At 31.7% G+C, this 18,282-nt stretch carries 19 protein-coding genes and 1 other annotated feature; all 19 genes read right to left on the bottom strand.

Features of this window, described 5'->3' with window-relative positions; all coding sequences use genetic code 11:
* Positions 1–71: 71 nt before the first annotated feature.
* Positions 72–944: an N-acetylmuramoyl-L-alanine amidase family protein gene (locus CD129_RS09195; RefSeq protein WP_115337366.1), complete on the bottom strand. Its 873-nt coding sequence runs from the start codon at positions 942–944 to the stop codon at positions 72–74.
* Positions 941–1,393 carry a D-aminoacyl-tRNA deacylase gene (gene dtd / locus CD129_RS09190; protein WP_078356461.1) on the bottom strand — a complete coding sequence of 151 codons (453 nt, stop codon included), beginning with the start codon at positions 1,391–1,393 and terminating at the stop codon, positions 941–943. Before dtd ends, CD129_RS09195 begins: the two co-directional genes overlap by 4 nt.
* Positions 1,394–1,406: 13 nt before the next feature.
* Entirely contained in the window at positions 1,407–3,596 is a 2,190-nt protein-coding gene (locus CD129_RS09185) for a RelA/SpoT family protein (RefSeq protein WP_115337365.1), read from the bottom strand.
* A 257-nt stretch (positions 3,597–3,853) separates the two neighbouring features.
* Positions 3,854–4,372 carry an adenine phosphoribosyltransferase gene (locus CD129_RS09180; protein ID WP_078356459.1) on the bottom strand — a complete coding sequence of 173 codons (519 nt, stop codon included), beginning with the start codon at positions 4,370–4,372 and terminating at the stop codon, positions 3,854–3,856.
* Entirely contained in the window at positions 4,372–6,666 is a 2,295-nt protein-coding gene (gene recJ / locus CD129_RS09175) for a single-stranded-DNA-specific exonuclease RecJ (protein ID WP_115337364.1), read from the bottom strand. The genes CD129_RS09180 and recJ overlap by 1 nt, the downstream gene beginning before the upstream one ends.
* 177 nt (positions 6,667–6,843) lie before the next feature.
* Complete coding sequence (secDF, locus tag CD129_RS09170) at positions 6,844–9,135, bottom strand: protein translocase subunit SecDF (protein WP_107509061.1); 2,292 nt, start codon at positions 9,133–9,135, stop codon at positions 6,844–6,846.
* 168 nt (positions 9,136–9,303) lie between these two features.
* Entirely contained in the window at positions 9,304–9,567 is a 264-nt protein-coding gene (yajC, locus tag CD129_RS09165) for a preprotein translocase subunit YajC (RefSeq protein WP_016911527.1), read from the bottom strand.
* Between the two features lie 12 nt (positions 9,568–9,579).
* Positions 9,580–10,719, bottom strand: coding sequence for a tRNA guanosine(34) transglycosylase Tgt (gene tgt, locus CD129_RS09160; protein WP_078356456.1), 1,140 nt, complete (start codon positions 10,717–10,719; stop codon positions 9,580–9,582).
* 15 nt (positions 10,720–10,734) lie between these two features.
* On the bottom strand, positions 10,735–11,760 hold the full coding sequence (gene queA / locus CD129_RS09155) for a tRNA preQ1(34) S-adenosylmethionine ribosyltransferase-isomerase QueA (RefSeq protein WP_107509060.1): 1,026 nt from the start codon (positions 11,758–11,760) through the stop codon (positions 10,735–10,737).
* A 16-nt stretch (positions 11,761–11,776) separates the two neighbouring features.
* Positions 11,777–12,757, bottom strand: a complete 981-nt coding sequence (ruvB, locus tag CD129_RS09150; protein WP_404932019.1) for a Holliday junction branch migration DNA helicase RuvB — start codon at positions 12,755–12,757, stop codon at positions 11,777–11,779.
* A 28-nt stretch (positions 12,758–12,785) separates the two neighbouring features.
* Positions 12,786–13,376: a Holliday junction branch migration protein RuvA gene (ruvA, locus tag CD129_RS09145; protein ID WP_107509059.1), complete on the bottom strand. Its 591-nt coding sequence runs from the start codon at positions 13,374–13,376 to the stop codon at positions 12,786–12,788.
* A 14-nt stretch (positions 13,377–13,390) separates the two neighbouring features.
* The gene (locus CD129_RS09140) at positions 13,391–13,852 is read right to left on the bottom strand and encodes an ACT domain-containing protein (RefSeq protein ID WP_078356452.1); all 462 of its coding nucleotides are present in this window, start codon (positions 13,850–13,852) and stop codon (positions 13,391–13,393) included.
* Positions 13,853–13,864: 12 nt separating this feature from the next.
* Entirely contained in the window at positions 13,865–15,154 is a 1,290-nt protein-coding gene (gene obgE, locus CD129_RS09135; RefSeq protein WP_078356451.1) for a GTPase ObgE, read from the bottom strand.
* Between the two features lie 2 nt (positions 15,155–15,156).
* On the bottom strand, positions 15,157–15,687 hold the full coding sequence (locus CD129_RS09130) for a Spo0B domain-containing protein (protein WP_115337363.1): 531 nt from the start codon (positions 15,685–15,687) through the stop codon (positions 15,157–15,159).
* 104 nt (positions 15,688–15,791) lie between these two features.
* A complete protein-coding gene (gene rpmA / locus CD129_RS09125; RefSeq protein WP_016911519.1) occupies positions 15,792–16,076 on the bottom strand; it encodes a 50S ribosomal protein L27 in 285 nt (94 codons plus the stop codon).
* A 10-nt stretch (positions 16,077–16,086) separates the two neighbouring features.
* Positions 16,087–16,407: a ribosomal-processing cysteine protease Prp gene (locus tag CD129_RS09120; RefSeq protein ID WP_016911518.1), complete on the bottom strand. Its 321-nt coding sequence runs from the start codon at positions 16,405–16,407 to the stop codon at positions 16,087–16,089.
* Positions 16,408–16,410: 3 nt separating this feature from the next.
* Positions 16,411–16,719, bottom strand: a complete 309-nt coding sequence (gene rplU / locus CD129_RS09115) for a 50S ribosomal protein L21 (RefSeq protein WP_016911517.1) — start codon at positions 16,717–16,719, stop codon at positions 16,411–16,413.
* A 12-nt stretch (positions 16,720–16,731) separates the two neighbouring features.
* Positions 16,732–16,806: a sequence feature (ribosomal protein L21 leader region), on the bottom strand.
* A gap of 59 nt (positions 16,807–16,865) precedes the next feature.
* Positions 16,866–17,369 (bottom strand): rod shape-determining protein MreD, encoded by a 504-nt coding sequence (gene mreD / locus CD129_RS09110; RefSeq protein ID WP_078356449.1) that lies wholly within the window; start codon positions 17,367–17,369, stop codon positions 16,866–16,868.
* Entirely contained in the window at positions 17,369–18,226 is an 858-nt protein-coding gene (gene mreC / locus CD129_RS09105; RefSeq protein WP_115337362.1) for a rod shape-determining protein MreC, read from the bottom strand. Before mreC ends, mreD begins: the two co-directional genes overlap by 1 nt.
* Between the last annotated feature and the right edge of the window lie 56 nt (positions 18,227–18,282).

Raw genomic sequence — 18,282 nt, 5'->3', positions numbered from 1 at the left:
AGAATATACGGTATATAAGATATTTAATAATTTATATTAATATTAAACCCATAAGTAGAATCAGTCAATATCTAATTTGAAAAGTAAACTTTCAATCCATCTACTATTCCAGATTCAACTATATGTCGATATTTTCGATCTACTATTAAATCTTCATCAGTTGGATTACTAATATATCCTAATTCTAATAATACACCAGGCATTTTAGTTTGACGAATAACTTGGAAGTTTTCGTTTCTAACGCCTCTATCTGAAAGAATTGATTTTTGATTAATGGATGTGTGTAACGTTTTTGCAAAATCTTGTTGACTATCATGATGATAATAAACAGTTAAGCCATGAGGTCCAGATGAATCAAGAGCATCATTGTGAATGCTTATAAATACATCCCCATCTTCTTGTCTGTCTTTTAATTTAATGTACTCATCTTTATCTCTTGTCATTTTAACTTTTGCGCCATCATCTTCTAGCATCTTTTTAAGTTCTTTAGCTGTTTTTAAAGTAATTTCTTTTTCAGTTACATTTTTATTTTTAGAACTCGACGCACCTTGATCACTACCGCCATGACCAGGATCTAACACAATAACTTTATCTTTTAACGGTTTTAAAACTGGATTTACATCTTCTTTTATATCTAAATTAGTATGCCATCCAGCTATCCAGCCTTTTTCATTATTATCATTTTTAACTTCAAACCATTTATCTTGTCTATCCGTAATTTCAAAATCATCACCTTTTTTGACATCAAAAATGATTGGATAATATGCTGCTGGTCCAGTCCTTAGCTCATTATCTTCTTTCATGGTTAATGTCTTAGGTTCACCTTCATTAGGTATTATTAAATTTATAATAATAATCAATAATACTAATAGTAAAACAGCTGCACTTATAACTGGTACTGGCTTTATCTTTCTTTTTTTAAACCATAAATTAATTCGGTTCATTGAATGTTACCATCCTTACTCTCAAAAATAATTGTAATAGGTCCATCATTCGTTAAAGCCACTTCCATATGTGCGCCAAATTCACCTGTTTTTACTTTAATATTATATGCTTCTAGTTGCTCATTAAAATATTCGTATATTTTTAAAGCTTCGTCTGGACTTTTCGCATTCGAAAATCCTGGTCGATTCCCTTTCTTAACGGAAGCATAAATCGTAAATTGTGATATAGATAATATTTCACCTTCGACTTGATGAATATCTAAATTCATTTTTCCATCACTATCTTCAAATATTCTAGTTTTTGCAATTTTCTTAGCTAGAACTTCTGCATCTTTATAAGTTGATTCTTCTCCTACACCAACTAATAATAAAAAACCTTTATTTATTGCATTTTGAGTATTATCAGATGTTACTTTTGCTTGGCTGACTTTTTGCAAAACAACTTTCAAAAACATTCACCTCTTAATTCCATACACGACTAACTGTATAAATATCACCTAATTGTTTAATGCGATCAACGATTCTATAGACATCATTGACATTTTTAACCATAACACTAATGTTTATAACAGCATTTTTATCTATATCAGCTTTTCCAGAAACTTTTACTAATTGTACTTTAATTGCATTAACAACTTGTAATACTTCATTGAGTAAACCATTTCTGTCATATCCGGTAATTTCTAAATCTACTTGGTAATTCTTTTGTTCATTGATGTTCTTAACCCATTCGACATTTATTAAGCGTTCTGTTTCGTTTACAATGTTAGGACAATCTTTGCGATGTACTTTAACACCATGACCTTTTGTAATATATCCTATAATTTCATCACCAGGTATTGGATTACAACATTTTGAAAGTTTGATTAGCATATTATCTAAACCTTCAACATAAACACCGGTTTCAGTTCGAATATCTTCTTTAATCGGGATTGATTTACTCACTTCTTGAACTTGGTTAAGTGATTGTTTTTTACGTTCTTGTCTAATTTTCTCTGAAAGTCTATTCACAGCTTGTAATGAAGTAATACCTCCAAAACCTACTGCTGCATATAAGTCAGATTCATTTGAGAAATTGTATTTGTCATTTACGATTTTGATATTTTCTGAAGTAAGTACTTCATCAACATTAAATCCTTGTTCTTTAATTTCTGCTTCTATCATAAATTTACCTTTTTCAATATTGGCAGAGCGATCTTGCTTTTTAAAGAAACTACGAATTTTACTTTTTGCACTTGAAGAACGGACAATCTTTAACCAATCTCGACTTGGTCCATAAGAATGTTTGCTTGTCCTAATCTCTACAATATCCCCAGTTGATAATTTATAATCGATCGGTACTATTTTTCCGTTCACTTTTGCACCGATCATTTTATTGCCTATCTCACTATGTACAGAATATGCAAAATCAATTGGCACTGCACCATATGGTAATTCAACAACATCACTTTCTGGTGTGAATACATAAACTTTATCACTCTGTAAATCATACTTTAATGACTCCATAAATTCTTCTGCATCTGGAGACGTGTTGTCTGTTTCAGCTATTTCTTGTAACCAGCTCATTTTTTGTAAATATTCTTCTGATTTATTGCTTAAATTTTTTCCTTCTTTATAAGCCCAATGCGCTGCAACACCATGCTCAGCTATTTCATGCATTTCATATGTTCTAATTTGAATTTCTAAAGGGTCACCATTCGGACCAACAACTGTTGTATGGAGTGACTGATACATATTTTGTTTGGGCATAGCAATATAATCTTTAAATCTACCAGGCATAGGTTTCCATAATGTGTGTACAAGTCCTAGCACTGCATAACAATCTTTAATAGATGGCACAATTACTCTAATAGCCAATAAATCAAAAATTTGTTCGAATTGTTTTTTTTGCTTAACCATTTTTCTATAAATGCTGTAAATATGTTTCGGTCTACCACTAATATCGCCAGAAATATTCATAACTTCCATTTCTGAACTAATATCTCTAATAGCATTTGAAATATATGTTTCACGTTCACTTCTTTTCTTTTTCATGAGATTAACAATTCTGAAATATTGAACACTGTCAATATATCTTAATGAGATATCTTCTAATTCCCATTTAATTGTATTAATCCCTAACCTATGTGCAAGTGGTGCATAGATTTCTAACGTTTCTTTAGCAATTCTTTTTTGCTTTTCTTTAGGCATTGCCTTTAAAGTTCTAACATTATGTAGTCTATCAGCTAATTTAACTAAAATTACACGGACATCTTTAGCGATAGCTATAAATAATTTACGATGATTTTCAGCTTGTTGAGTTTCTTTCGATTTATATTTAACTTTTTTTAATTTAGTAACACCATCAACGATTATTGCAACTTCTTCGTTAAACATTTCTACTAAGTCATCATACGTATAAGGTGTATCCTCAATAACATCATGAAGGAATCCAGCAACAATTGTCGGACCATCCAATTTCATCTCTGTTAAAATACCAGCAACTTGTATAGGGTGCATAATGTAAGGCAAATTATTCTTTCTAATTTGTCCTTGATGCGCTTTAAAAGCCAAATCATAACTTTTTTCAACTAGACGATATGCATCTGCAGATAAATAGCTTTTAGCTTTATATAATACATCATCAGCACTATAAGGATATTCTTTATTCATAGGGACACCACCTCATCATATTAAATCTCTTTAATATTACTATTATAGCAATTTTTAATAGTAATACGCCACCGTTAATTGTGACTATTTTATTTTATTTTCGTAGCTATCCTTATCAGCAAGTTTGCTAGAATCTGCTTTTAACGCAACGCTTATCAGCACTATACAATAATTATAAATAAAAAACTGCCAACAAAGTTTGAGTTTGTCGACAGTCAGAAACAAAATATTCACATAGTGACTATTTTGTTATTATTTTATTCATCATAAGAAATTAGGGAAACAACATCATAACCTTTAAGTTTATCAATACCATTTAAATATTTTAATTCAATTAAGAAAGCTATTCCTACTACTATACCACCTAATGATTCTACTAGATGTATAGCAGCCTCAATTGTGCCTCCTGTTGCTAATAAATCATCTGTAATTAATACGCGTTGTCCTGGTTTAATAGCATCTTTGTGCATAGTTAATACATTAGATCCATATTCTAAATCATATTCGTAACGAATCACTTCACGAGGTAATTTACCTTCTTTACGTACTGGAGCAAAACCAATACCCATAGCATATGATACTGGACAGCCAATGATAAATCCTCTAGCTTCTGGTCCAACTACTAAATCTACTTCTTTATCATGTGCATATTGAACGATTTGGTCTGTAGCATATTTGTAAGCTTCACCATTATCCATTATTGTAGTGATGTCTTTAAAATTGACGCCTTCTTTCGGCCAATTCTGTACTTCTGAAACATATTGCTTTAAATCCATTATATTTCCTCCTCAGTGTTGCTTAACAACGATTGAACCCAGTTAATTAGAGACTGACTGTCATTGTACAACAATGTCTTTTCTATTTCTATTTGTTGTTTCCTTGCTTGATATAACGGTGCGTTTTGTATTTCATTTTTTTCCGCATCTTTATTTATTTCAATTATACCATTTTTTATTGTAATAAAGTTCAGCTCATAAAAGCAATTTAAAATGAATTTTAATTGATTAGGTTTAATTTTTAATGTTTCACATATCTTCATACCATCAGTTTGAATGTTAGTTTCTTTTTTGCTATATAACGCTTTGTATACCGCTTTAAACTTCTGTTCATTAGGTATGCCCTCAAAATAAGAATTTGATTGTCCTTTAAATACTAAATAATATTTTTCAGCCTTTATTCCATTCAATGTACGCTTAAACGCTTCAATATCATCTGGTAAATCTCTTAAAACACACGTTTCGATTTCATTATCAAAAGTTTCACCATAATGAATATACTGATCATTCACTTTTTCTTCTGATTGATTAATAATAAATAAAGCATTCTCTTGATTGATTTTTAATAAATCATGTTTATTTTTGCTTCTATAATCAAAAACAGTATGGTCATTACTTAATTCTAAATCTTTAAGTATTATTTGAGGTGACTGATGACTGTTCCATTCATTAACATTTAAGCTTCCAGCAACATTAATCAATGTATCATTTGATATATCATGGACCAATTGTCCAAAATTCCAATGTAAAGCTGCTATATTTTTATCAGTTAAAGTTAGTTTAAGATGTTTCTCACCTTGTCCGATTCCTTTTGCAGATTTAACTTGCACATTCTTTATAGAAAACAATGGTGCAGCTATATCTGTTCCAAACGGTCGTAATCTTTCTAAATCAAAAATATTATCTACAGTTATATCTGATGTTTCTATCTCAGCATCAACAATTAATTGTGGCAATAACGGTTTACCATCAGCTAGCTTAGCCATTTCTTCATTCAAAGCTTTTTTTAAAGGTTCTACCGCATCAATTTCTAAAGTCATCCCTGCTGCCATATGATGGCCACCGAATTTTTGAATAAGTTCTCCATGTTTTTGAAGAAATTCAAACATTGAAACTTGTTCGATACTTCTTGCAGAACCTTTAGCATGATTCTTATCTATATCCACATTGAGTACGATTGTTGGTAAATGATATTTTTCAACTATTCTTGAAGCGACAATACCTAGTACGCCTTCATTCCAATTTTCTTTTGCAAGAATTAGAAATTGTGCATTTTGTTGTTTTTCTATTTCAGCTAACTCCATCGCTTCTTCAGTAATCGTTTCAACTATAGATTTTCTTTCTGTATTAAATTGATCCACTTCTTCAGCAAGGAAAGTTGCTTCATCATAATCTTCACTCATAAGCAATTCACCAGCTAACCTAGCATCATCAAGTCGGCCAACAGCGTTTAATCTCGGTCCAATAATAAAGCCTACAGTTTGTTCAGTTACTTCGTCATGATAATCAGCAACTTCTAATAAAGCTTTAATTCCAGAAGATGGATTCTCATTTAATACTCTTAATCCTTGTTTTACCATATACCTGTTCTCGTCTGTTAAGCTCACTAAATCGGCAATCGTACCGATTGCGACTAATCCAAGAAATGATTCTGGCAAATCATTTTTAAGCGCTTTTGATAGTTTATATGAAACACCGACACCAGCTAAATACTCAAATGGATAATTAAAATCTGGATGCATCGGATGCACGATTGCATATGCATTAGGCTTTGTTTCGCCAAACTCATGATGATCTGTAACAATAACATCTATGCCTAATTCATTTGCTATATCAATTTCATGATGTCCTTGAACACCATTATCTACAGTAATAATTAAAGTCACGCCTTCATCATGTGCATTTCTAAAAGCTGCTTCACTTGGCCCATATCCTTCTGTAAATCTATTTGGAATATACCATCCAACTGTTGCACCAAGTGATTCTAAAGTCTTCACAAGAATAGTAGTTGAGGTTACACCATCAGCATCATAGTCACCATAGACTAATATTCTTTCGTCATTTTCTATTGCTTTATGTATTCTTGTAGTTGCTTTTTCCATATCACTTAACAGCATAGGATCATGGAATAAAACTTCTTTAGATAATAACTTTTCAATTTCATCTTCAGTTGTATAACCTTTAGAAATTAATGTTTTTTCTAACAGTGGGGAAATATTAAATTTTTTTATTATTTGTTGATCAATACCTTGATTACTATCAGATACAAGCCATTGATAACGCGCTTTAGTCATAACAAATCTCCTCATTTCTACTCAAAACATTATACATGAAATATCTTACTTTCTCTACTAAACAATTTAAGCATAACAAAAGCAAGCATCTACAACCAATGATTACGATTCATAAAATATATTCAATTTTTAGCATAAAAAAACCTGCCCTCTTTTGAGGACAGGTTTCAACAATGATTAAACTAATATTTTTTCGTCGTTTGATTTTTTCTCTTCATAAACAACTAATTTACCATTCTCTGATTTCTTAAGTTGTCGTTTTTTCAATATACCCCATAATGGGACTGCAACGAATACAGATGAGAATACACCTGAAACTAAACCAATTAATAAGGCTAGTGAGAAGTTGAAGATACTTGAAGAACCAAGTATTAATAATGCTACAACAACTATTACTACTGTTAATACTGTATTAATCGATCTCGTCATTGTTTGTCTAATTGAAGAGTTAACAATCATATCAATTGTTTCTGGTTTTGTAATGACTTTAACTTTACGTAAGTTTTCTCTTACACGGTCAAACGTAACGATCGTATCGTTAATCGAATAACCAATAATTGTTAGTACTGCAGCGATGAATGTTATATCAACTTCAAGTCTGAATAAGCTGAATACTGCAACAATCATGAACACATCATGTAGTAAGGCTAATACGGCTGTTGTACCCATTCTCCATTCAAACCTGAATGTTACGTATAAAACAATACCTATAGCCGCGTAAAGCATAGCTTTTAGTGCGTTCATTGCCAACTCTTGGCCGACAACTGGTGATACAGTACTAACGTTCGGATCATGTCCTAATTTATCTCCAAAGTCTGATTTAACCTTTTTGATTTCAGACTTATCTAAAGCATCTTTAAATTGGACTGTTGCCATCTTATTACCTGATCCACTCGTTGTAACTTGTGAAGGTTCTAATCCCATATCTTTAAATTGTTTAGACACTTGTTCAGTTTTGATTGCTTGATCTGATTGTAAATCAACTCGAGTACCACTTGTAAAGTCGATACCTAAATTCAATCTAAATATAGATACAATAATCGCACCAACAATGATCGTGATAATACTAAACGTTAATAATGGTTTAGCTAACTTAACAAAGTTAACTTTATCATATGGTGTTTTTAAGTCGTGAATATCCAATCTTTCACTTATATCATGTCTATCTTTCTTAGAAACACCAAACCAATTATATTTTTTCTTAAAGTAGTTTGAGTTAACAAGTAATGACAATAAGATTCTAGTAAAGAATACAGAAGTAACGAAACTCATTAAAATCGCTAATAATAACATAGTTGCGAAACCTTTTACGGAACTTTCACCAAATACAAATAATACTAATGCCGCTAAAATTGTTGTTAAGTTAGCATCAAGTATTGTAATGAATGAAGAACCAGAACCTTTTTTAAAGGCTTGTTGTAATGTCCTTCCTATACGCAACTCATCTTTAATCCGCTCATACATAATAATATTAGCATCGACTGCCATACCTACACCTAAAACTAAAGCTGCAAGTCCAGGGAGTGTTAACACACCTGAAATAAAGTTGAAAGCTAGTAATGTTAAGTACACATAAGCACTTAGCGTTATTACAGCAACAATACCTGGTAATCGATAATAAATGAGCATAAATAAGAATATAATGCCTACACCAATTGAAGAAGCAAGCACTGTTTCATTTAATGCATCTTTACCAAATTGAGCACCAACAGATGTAGAATAAACTTCATCTAGTTTAACAGGTAATGAACCTGAATTTAATAAATCAGCAATTTGTTTAGCTTCTTTAACACCTTTTTCTCCATCGAAGCCACCAGAAATTTCTACATTTTCTGAATTAATTGGCTTACTAACAGATGCTGCTGAAATATACTTAGGCTCTTTACCTTCTTGCTCTTTTTTAGCCTCTTTAGCGTAACTATCTCCTTTTTCATAATCCATCCAAATAACCATTAGATTAGGATTCATTTTAGAGACTTTTTCAGTTACTTCTTTAAATTTCTTAGCATCTTTCAATTTCAATGTAACTGCAACTTCGTTTGTATTATCTTTAAATCCTTGTTTAGCGCCACCTTGAACTAAATCTTTACCAGATAATAAAACTCTGTCTTTAGCATCTCTGATTGTTAAATTTGCTTGTGTAGAAAGTACTTCACGAGCTTCATCTTGGTCTTTAATACCAGCTAATTGAACGCGTATTCGGTTACCTTCTTCAACTTGAATCTTCGGTTCAGAGACACCTAATACGTTAACACGTGACTCTAATGTTTTTGCAGTTGATTTAACAGCTTCAGTATCTATCTTGTCATCCTTATCTAAAGGATTAACTTGATATAATACTTCAAATCCACCTTGTAAGTCTAAGCCTAAATTTACATTCTTTGTTATATCTTTTGTAGTTGATCCTATTAAACTAAAAACCAACACTGCAAGAAGTAAAAAGGCTACAATTCTACTCCGCTTTTTCACGATAACACCTCTTACGTAATTTGATTCACTATATATGTTATAGCATACATTAGCAGTGATTGAATAGCCATATCATTCATATATCAAAAAAAGACATGGATAACCATGTCTTTTAACATTAAATATGATAAATAATAATAAACCAATTTTCTTAAAAAGTAAACAATTTTATGAAGGGTCTACTTGTTTAATAGCTGGTTTTTCAAATGTGATTTCTTGACCTTTATCATTAACAGAAACAACAACGATTGATTCGTCAACTGCTCTAACTGTTCCTTTAATTCCACCGATTGAAGTTACTTTTTGACCTACTTCTAAACGGTTTAATAATTCACGATGCTCTTTTGCTCGTTTTTGTTGTGGTCTAATCATTAAGAACCAAACAAGTGCAAAAATTAAAATAATAGGTAATAGTTGTACTAATACTTCCATATTCAAGCTCCTTTAAAAGTTTTTGGGGTTATCTACATTTAGTCCATACTGTTCAAAAAATTCATCTTTAAAATCAAGTAATCGATCTTCTCTTATTGCTTGGCGTATATTCTCCATAAGTTTTAATAAGAAATACAAATTATGATATGTAGTAAGACGAATTCCAAATGTTTCATCTGCTTTAATCAGATGACGCAAATATGCTTTAGTATAGTTTCTACAAGTGTAGCAATCACACTCAGGATCTAGTGGTGATAAATCCTGCTGATATTTAGCGTTCTTAATCACGACTCTACCTTGAGAAGTCATGCATGTACCATTTCTTGCTATACGCGTTGGTAATACGCAGTCAAACATATCGATACCTCTTATAGAGCATTCAATCAATGCATCTGGAGAACCAACTCCCATTAAATATCTTGGTTTATTAAATGGCATTAATGGCGCAGTGTGTTCAACCATTCTGTACATTACAGGTTTCGGTTCACCTACTGATAAGCCACCAATTGCATAGCCAGGAAAATCAAGTGAAACTAAATCTTTAGCACTTTGCTCTCTAAGATCCTTGTATTCTCCACCTTGGATTATGCCGAATAAAGCTTGATCTTCTGGACGTTGATGAGCTTCAAGACATCTTTCAGCCCATCTAGAAGTTCTTTCAATAGAATTTTTTACATATTCATATTCAGAAGGCATAGGAGGACATTCATCAAATGCCATCATTATGTCTGAACCAAGATCATTTTGAATATGCATAGCTTTTTCAGGACTTAAAAACAATTTAGAACCATTTAAATGATGTCTAAAATGCACTCCTTCTTCTTCAATCTTTCTCATATCACTTAAACTAAATACTTGAAAGCCTCCAGAATCAGTAAGTATCGGTCCATCCCAATTCATAAACTTATGTAATCCACCCACTTTAGAAATGATATCACTTCCAGGTTGTAACCACAAATGATAGGTATTACTTAAAATGATTTTAGCTTCCATTTGTTTAAGTTCTTCAGGACTCATTGTTTTAACCGTTGCTTTTGTTCCGACAGGCATGAACATTGGTGTTTCAAATGAACCATGTGGCGTATGAACAATTCCTAATCTTGCACCAGACTGTTTACAAGTCTTTATGTGCTCATATGTTACTGCAGGCATGTTGTTACTCCTTTTCTATATTAATATCATTGCATCTCCAAAACTAAAAAATCTATATTTTTCATCTACTGCATGTTGATATGCATGAAGTATATTTTCTCTTGTTGAAAGTGCTGATACAAGCATTATTAAAGTAGATTTTGGTAAATGGAAATTTGTAATAAGTCCATCAATTGCTTTAAACTCATATCCAGGATAAATAAAGATATCTGTCCATCCACTTGCTTCTACAAATTCATCATTTTTAGATCGAATCGTTTCTAAAGTTCGTGTAGATGTTGTGCCAACCGAAATGATTTTATTACCTTCTGATTTAACTCTATTTAATAAATCAGCAGTCTCTGCTGTCATCTGGTAATATTCAGAATGCATTTCATGATCATCAATATTATCAACACTTACTGGTCTAAATGTACCTAAACCAACATGTAAAGTAATGAATGCAATATGAACACCTTTCGCAGCAATTTCTTGTAATAAATGTTCAGTAAAATGTAATCCTGCAGTTGGTGCTGCAGCAGAACCAACTTCTTTTGCATAAACAGTTTGGTATCTATCTTGATCTTCCAAGCGTTCTTTAATATATGGAGGTAGAGGCATTTCGCCTAGTTCATCTAATCTTTCTTGTAGAATTCCTTCATAGGAAAGTTTCATAATTCTTCCGCCTTGCTCTAATTCTTTAACGCAAGTCGCAATTATTTTCCCTTCACCGAAAGACACAGACTGACCTACTTTTATTCTTTTTGCAGGTTTAATTAATACTTCCCATTCATTATCTTCATGTTGAGTAAGCATTAGCATTTCAACCTTTGCACCTGTTTCTTCTTTTAAACCAAACAATCTAGCTGGCATCACTTTAGTGTCATTTAAAACTAAACAATCGCCTGGCGCAAGTTGGTTTACAACTTCTTTAAATGTTAAATCTTCTAATTCACCTGTTTTTTTATTACATTTAAGTAACCTACTGCTTTCTCGATCTAACAGTGGTGTTTGTGCAATTAACGATTCAGGTAAATCAAAATCGAAATCTTCAATATTCACAAACTTTGCCTCTTTCCTAATGCTTTTTATACTCGAAGTGATCATAACTAATTGCAGTAGCACGACGACCACGAGGTGTTCTTTCTATAAAGCCTTTTTGTATTAAATACGGTTCGTAAACATCTTCTAATGTAATACGTTCTTCACCAATTGTTGCAGCTATTGCATCTAATCCAACCGGTCCACCTTTATAATTATTCAAGATACATTGCATAATTTTATAATCTATATGGTCGAGACCTTCTTTATCAACTTGCAATAAATCAAGCGCATGCTTCGTTATATCTATTGATATAGACTGATTACCTTTAACTTGAGCAAAATCACGAACTCTACGCAATAATCTATTTGCTATACGTGGTGTACCTCTACTACGTTTAGATAGTTCATTGGTACTTTTATCGTCTATCTCAACATTGAAAACTTCTGCAGTACGTTTAATAATTTCTTCTAAGCTTTTATCATCATAATATTCTAATCTCAAATGAACACCGAAACGATCTCTTAAAGGCGCTGATAAACTACCTACTCTAGTAGTTGCACCGACCAATGTAAATGGCGGCAAATCAATCCTAATACTTCTCGCTTCTTCACCTTTACCTACAACAATATCTAAGAAAAAATCTTCCATAGCAGGATACAAAACTTCTTCAACAACTCTACTCAGACGATGTATTTCATCTATAAATAACACATCTCCAGGTTGTAAAGCAGAGAGAATTGCAGCTAAATCTCCTGGTCTTTCAATTGAAGGACCACTCGCAGTTCTTAAGTTTACATCCATCTCATTAGATATAATATGAGCTAAAGTTGTTTTACCTAACCCTGGTGGTCCATAAAGTAGACAATGATCTAAAGGCTCTTCTCTTAATTTTGCAGCTTTAATAAAAATATCTAAATTAGATTTAATATTATGCTGACCTATATATTGACTTAAAGTGTCTGGTCTTAACGACAATTCATTTTGGATATCATCGTTATGTTCATGCTCATCCATTAATCGCTCATCCAAAAAATCACCCCATTTACTGAATAAGTAATGCTAAACCTCTTTTAACACATGCATCGACTGTATCAAATGATTCTTTTTCTAGACCTTTTTTAACTTTACTTAATTCACGTTTTGAATAACCTAAAGCTTCTAAAGCTAATAAAGCTTCTTCTAACAAGTCGTTATCTGAATGACTATTATTAGAAAATAGCTCTGACTCTTCGGTAATTATTAATTTTCCTTTTAAGTCTAATATAATTTGTCTTGCTGTTTTCTTACCAATTCCAGGGAATTTAGTTAAATAAGCTTCGTTCTCATTTTCAATAGCAATTGCCACTTCATTTGGTGTGCTAGATGCCAAAATAGCTAAAGCTGATTTAGGTCCTATCCCAGTAACTTTGATCAAACTTAAAAACATATCTTTCTCTTCAAGATTAACAAATCCATACAATAATTGAGCGTCTTCACGAACAATTAATTGTGTATATACTTGTGTTTCTTGATCCAGTTTTGACTGAAAACGATATGAATTTGGTGTTTGAATTTCATACCCTATACCATTCGTTTCTACAACAATATGTGACGGATATAACTGTGTAACTTTTCCCTTAATATATGCATACATTTAAATAACTTCCTTTACATGCTCATTCCGATGACTTCTACTTCATCTACATACGGACTTTCTTTTATTGCATCCATTAGTTCATCTAATGATAATTCAATATTTGTTGCATTTAATGAAATTGTAATAGTTGCTCTATTTTTCATTGGTAAGCTTTGATGAATCGTAAGAACAGAGCCTTTAACTTCAGCAATTTTATTTAAAACTGTAGCAAGCATACCAATTTCATCTTGCACATATAAAATTAAAGTTAAATTCCTCGTCTGTTCTTCCAATCTATCTATAGGAAATATCGTATCTTTATATTTATAAAACGCACTTCTTGATAAATTAAATTCTTTAACTGCATCATAAATTGTTAGATTGTTATTTTTTAATAACGCATTTTTAACTTTAATAGTTTTTTGAACAGATTCTGGTAAAACATCTTCTCTAATTAAATAAAACCTTTTTGTTGATTCATTTGATTTTTTCAATTGGAACACGCCCTATTCGACAAATTCAAATTCTCCACCTAATATTCTAACTATATCACCATTTGATGCTCCACGTTCTCTTAATGCATCATCAATACCCATTGAACGCATTTGTCTTGCAAATCTTCTTACAGCTGCATCACGATTAAAGTCAGTCATCTTGAATAATCTCTCTATAGAGTTACCAGATACTACATATGCTCCATCATCATCTCTTGTAATTACAAAATGATCTCTAGATTTCTCATGTTTATATACAACTCTATGAACACCAGTTTCTTCTTCAACACTATCAAAATCCATGCCTTCTGTTTCATCCAGTAAATCTGCAATTTCATACAATAACTGGTCAACATTTTTTCTAGTAACAGTACTTATTGGAAGTATTTTGACATCTTCTTCTAACTGTTCTTTAAACATGTCTAATTGTGTCTCTGAATCAGGTAAATCCATTTTATTAGCTACAACAATTTGTGGTCTTCTAGAAAGATTCTCGTTATATGATTTTAATTCTCGATTAATTGTAACATAATCATCATATGGATCTCTTCCTTCCATTCCACTCATATCAATAATATGAACGATTACTCTCGTTCTTTCAATATGTCTTAAAAATTGATGTCCTAAACCGACACCTTCTGATGCACCTTCAATTAAACCTGGTAAATCGGCCATTACAAATCCTCTACCATCATTTGTTTGAACGACACCAAGATTTGGTTTAATCGTTGTAAAATGATATGCACCAATTTTCGGTTTAGCTTTAGATACTATAGATAGTAATGTAGACTTACCAACACTTGGGTAACCTACAAGCCCTACATCTGCCATTAATTTAAGTTCTAATGTGACTTCTAGCTCTTCGCCTGGTTCACCATTTTCACAGAAATCTGGTGCGGGATTACTAGCAGAAGCAAACCTTGAATTACCTCTACCACCACGTCCACCTTTTGCGACTGTAGCGCGTTGACCATGTTCAACAAGGTCAGCTAAAACTTCTTCATTTTCAATATTTTTAATAATTGTACCAGGTGGCACTTTTAATATTAAGTCATCTGAGCCACGACCATGCATGTTACTACTTTGACCATTTTCACCTTTTTCTGCTTTAAACTTACTTTGGAATCTAAAGTCTAATAAAGTACGTAAACCTTCATCTACCTCAAATATAACGGAAGCACCTTTACCACCGTCACCACCAGCTGGACCACCAAATGGAACATACTTTTCACGACGAAAAGCAACTAAACCGTTACCACCATCACCAGCTTTCAACGAAATCTTGACCTGATCTATAAACATGTTTACACCTCTAATTCATTTATATTGATAAAAAATTCTATTTCTTTTGCATTATCGTTTCCTGATAAAATTTCAAAATTATAATCGGAAAACATTGTATTTAATTGATTGTCATTTAACGTCAATTCATTAAGAAATACATCCAAAATGACAAATTCTTCTTCTACATTTAAACATAATCTTATTTGAATATCATCTTGTTGACTTTTAATCATTGTTTTTAAATATTGGTAAATTTCCAATAAAATGTTGTCTGCTAATTCTAGATTGTTCTGATAATAGTTATGATTTGAGCATTCAATTTCAAATGTCCATTTAGAGCCTGACGTAGATATTTTGTGTTCAAATACTTCACGCACAAATTTTCTACAAGGTGCATTTAAAAACAACTGTTCTTGCTTTAAATCTTTGTATAACTCATCAAGTAATGAATTAACCTCTTCATCTTTGCCTAACTGTTTATATGTATATAACAATTGGAATTGATTCACAAAATCATGTCTCGACTTTAAATACACATCTAAATTATTCATTTTATCACCTATATTATCAATATTCATAACATTAATTATAACATTATCACTATACGATTAAAAAAAGAAACACCAGAAAAAATTCTGGTGTCTCAATATAGTGATTATTCAGCAGCTGCGTATACAGATACTTTCTTTTTGTCACGACCAAAACGTTCGAATTTAACAACGCCGTCGATTTTAGCGAATAATGTATCGTCTCCACCGCGACCTACGTTTTCACCAGCGAAAACTTTAGTTCCACGTTGACGATATAAGATAGAACCACCTGTTACGTATTGACCGTCAGCACGTTTAGCACCTAAACGTTTTGATTCAGAGTCACGTCCGTTTCTTGTAGAACCTACCCCTTTTTTCGATGCGAAAAATTGTAAGTTTAATTTTAACATGAGTTACACCTCACTTGTAATTTAGTTTAATATATTGTCCATATTCTTCTTCAATTGTCTTCAAAGAAATTATGAGACCTTGTAATAATGTTTGTGCTTGTTCATTTTCTAAGTTTACACTACGTATATGAAAATATCCACCGTCGTCACTGTAATCTATATCAGGTGTTTCATCAGTTAAGCCAATGATTGCATTTGTTGCACCAAAGACGACTGCTGAAGCTCCAGCACAGACTAAGTCTTTGCCATATTCACCTGAATCAGCATGTCCAGACATCTCAACATCTGTAACTTGCCCTTCTTGATTCAAACTAATATCTACATTAATCATTGCTTACGCGTTGATTTTTTCGATAGTTAATTTAGTGTAAGGTTGACGATGACCTTGTTTACGTTTGTAGTTTTTCTTTGCTTTGTATTTGAAAACAGTGATTTTTTTACCGCGTCCTTGTTTTTCAACTTTAGCAGTAACTGAAGCACCTTCAACAACAGGTGATCCAACTTTAACTGAATCTCCACCTACAAATAATACTTGGTCAAAAGTGAATGAATCACCTTCATTTACGTCTAATTTTTCAACCCAAATTGTTTGACCTTCTTCTACTTTAACTTGCTTTCCGCCAGTTTCAATTATAGCAAACATACTTGCACCTCCTAATTTTTTAAGTCACGCCATTCATAGGTGACATTCGTACTTTATATACCTATGATCGAGCGGTTGTATGTAGCCTGAAACTACTCAACTTCAATAGATTACCACCTACAGCCTATGATGTCAATATTCTTTAACTAATTTGTATTTCTTTCTAATAATTTTAGAACAAACGGAAAAATTATGATTAAACAAATTAAATTAAAGAAAACTGTTGGTATAAATCTAAATAGAATAATTTGGATAATATTAATTGAAGCAATTCCTAAAAATCCATAAAAAATCATTACCCATATTTCTAACAACACAACTGAACATATTAAAAGTATTACCATCATTAATATGTCTCTATAAAATACTTTGAATAATTTATCCATCATTATTACAAAAATAGTATAGCCAAATGTATATACCCCGTATATGCCACCAAAATAAATATCAGTGAATATTCCAGTTACGATGGCTAAAATTATTGCTACTTTAGGATTTTTGTACACTGCAATAATTAATAAATATAAAAATGTTAATCTTGGTACGACTATAAATGTTTCATTAAAGACATTTATTGGAGATAGACGCGTTAATATGATATCTAAATAGAATAATATAACGCCAATTAAAGGAATAACGTAAAATCTCATTATTCCTCACCACTTTCTTTTGAAGAAGGTATTGTTTCCGGATCTCTCTTCGCAACGTATACGTGGTTCAAGTCTTTAATGTTTGTAGATGTTTTTATGTATGCAACTTTAGATAATCCATACTCATCATTTTCTACCTTTTCAACTTTCCCAACTAGTAGTCCTTTAGGAAGCTGATCGCCTAAACCGTTTGTAACTACTTTAGATCCTTTTTTTATATTGTATTTATTATCTATATCACTGATAACTAATAAATCTTTATCTTCATCATATCGATTTATCATACCGAAAATATTTTCTTCATCTTGTTGAATATCGACTGATAGTTTACTTGTCTTCACGCTAGTAGATATTAACTCTACTTGTGAAGAAAATTGATTAGCTTTTTTAATTCTTCCAACTAAACCTTCACTCGTAATAACAGCCATATTTTCTTTCATTCCACTTTTTTTACCTTTATCAATAATGATTGTATTCATCCATTGATCAGGACTTCTACCAATAATAGTCGCTGAAATTGGATTAAACTGTGAAATATCTTTCATATCTAACTCTTTTTTCAATGATTTATTTTCTTTTTCTAATCTTACTTTATCAGCTTTAATTTGGTCTGTACTTTTAACTTCTTCTTTTAATTTGTTGATGTCTTCATCCGATGTGAAGATATTTGAGAAAAAGTCTGATACAAAAGTAACTGGATAAGAGATAATTCTTCCTCCAAAAGAAGATGTATCACTCGCATATTGTTCACTAAGCGATGCTGATTGTGCTCTCACTGAATAACCAACTATTACAATTAATAAGACCATAGAAATAAGAAAAAACATTAATTTATTATTTTTAAAAAAATTCGACAATCTAAACACCTCTTAATCTTCAAATGTCTAAATAACAATGATATTACTATTTTAGC

Source organism: Mammaliicoccus fleurettii (genome assembly GCF_003970575.1).
GTDB lineage: Bacteria > Bacillota > Bacilli > Staphylococcales > Staphylococcaceae > Mammaliicoccus > Mammaliicoccus fleurettii.
The sequence above is the reverse complement of the archived record's forward strand: the minus strand, read 5'-3'. Positions and strand labels throughout refer to the sequence as shown.

Coding starts and splice junctions, on each gene's coding strand:
- rpmA (WP_016911519.1), bottom strand. CDS start 16,076: ATGTTAAAATTAAACTTACAATTTTTCGCATCGAAAAAAGGGGTAGGT.
- CD129_RS09195 (WP_115337366.1), bottom strand. CDS start 944: ATGAACCGAATTAATTTATGGTTTAAAAAAAGAAAGATAAAGCCAGTA.
- ruvB (WP_404932019.1), bottom strand. CDS start 12,757: ATGGATGAGCATGAACATAACGATGATATCCAAAATGAATTGTCGTTA.
- CD129_RS09180 (WP_078356459.1), bottom strand. CDS start 4,372: ATGGATTTAAAGCAATATGTTTCAGAAGTACAGAATTGGCCGAAAGAA.
- yajC (WP_016911527.1), bottom strand. CDS start 9,567: ATGGAAGTATTAGTACAACTATTACCTATTATTTTAATTTTTGCACTT.
- CD129_RS09120 (WP_016911518.1), bottom strand. CDS start 16,407: ATGATTAATGTAGATATTAGTTTGAATCAAGAAGGGCAAGTTACAGAT.
- rplU (WP_016911517.1), bottom strand. CDS start 16,719: ATGTTTGCTATAATTGAAACTGGCGGAAAGCAAGTTAAAGTAGAAGAA.
- obgE (WP_078356451.1), bottom strand. CDS start 15,154: ATGTTTATAGATCAGGTCAAGATTTCGTTGAAAGCTGGTGATGGTGGT.
- mreD (WP_078356449.1), bottom strand. CDS start 17,369: ATGAGATTTTACGTTATTCCTTTAATTGGCGTTATATTATTCTATTTA.
- CD129_RS09185 (WP_115337365.1), bottom strand. CDS start 3,596: ATGAATAAAGAATATCCTTATAGTGCTGATGATGTATTATATAAAGCT.
- CD129_RS09130 (WP_115337363.1), bottom strand. CDS start 15,687: ATGAATAATTTAGATGTGTATTTAAAGTCGAGACATGATTTTGTGAAT.
- recJ (WP_115337364.1), bottom strand. CDS start 6,666: ATGACTAAAGCGCGTTATCAATGGCTTGTATCTGATAGTAATCAAGGT.
- ruvA (WP_107509059.1), bottom strand. CDS start 13,376: ATGTATGCATATATTAAGGGAAAAGTTACACAGTTATATCCGTCACAT.
- tgt (WP_078356456.1), bottom strand. CDS start 10,719: ATGCCTGCAGTAACATATGAGCACATAAAGACTTGTAAACAGTCTGGT.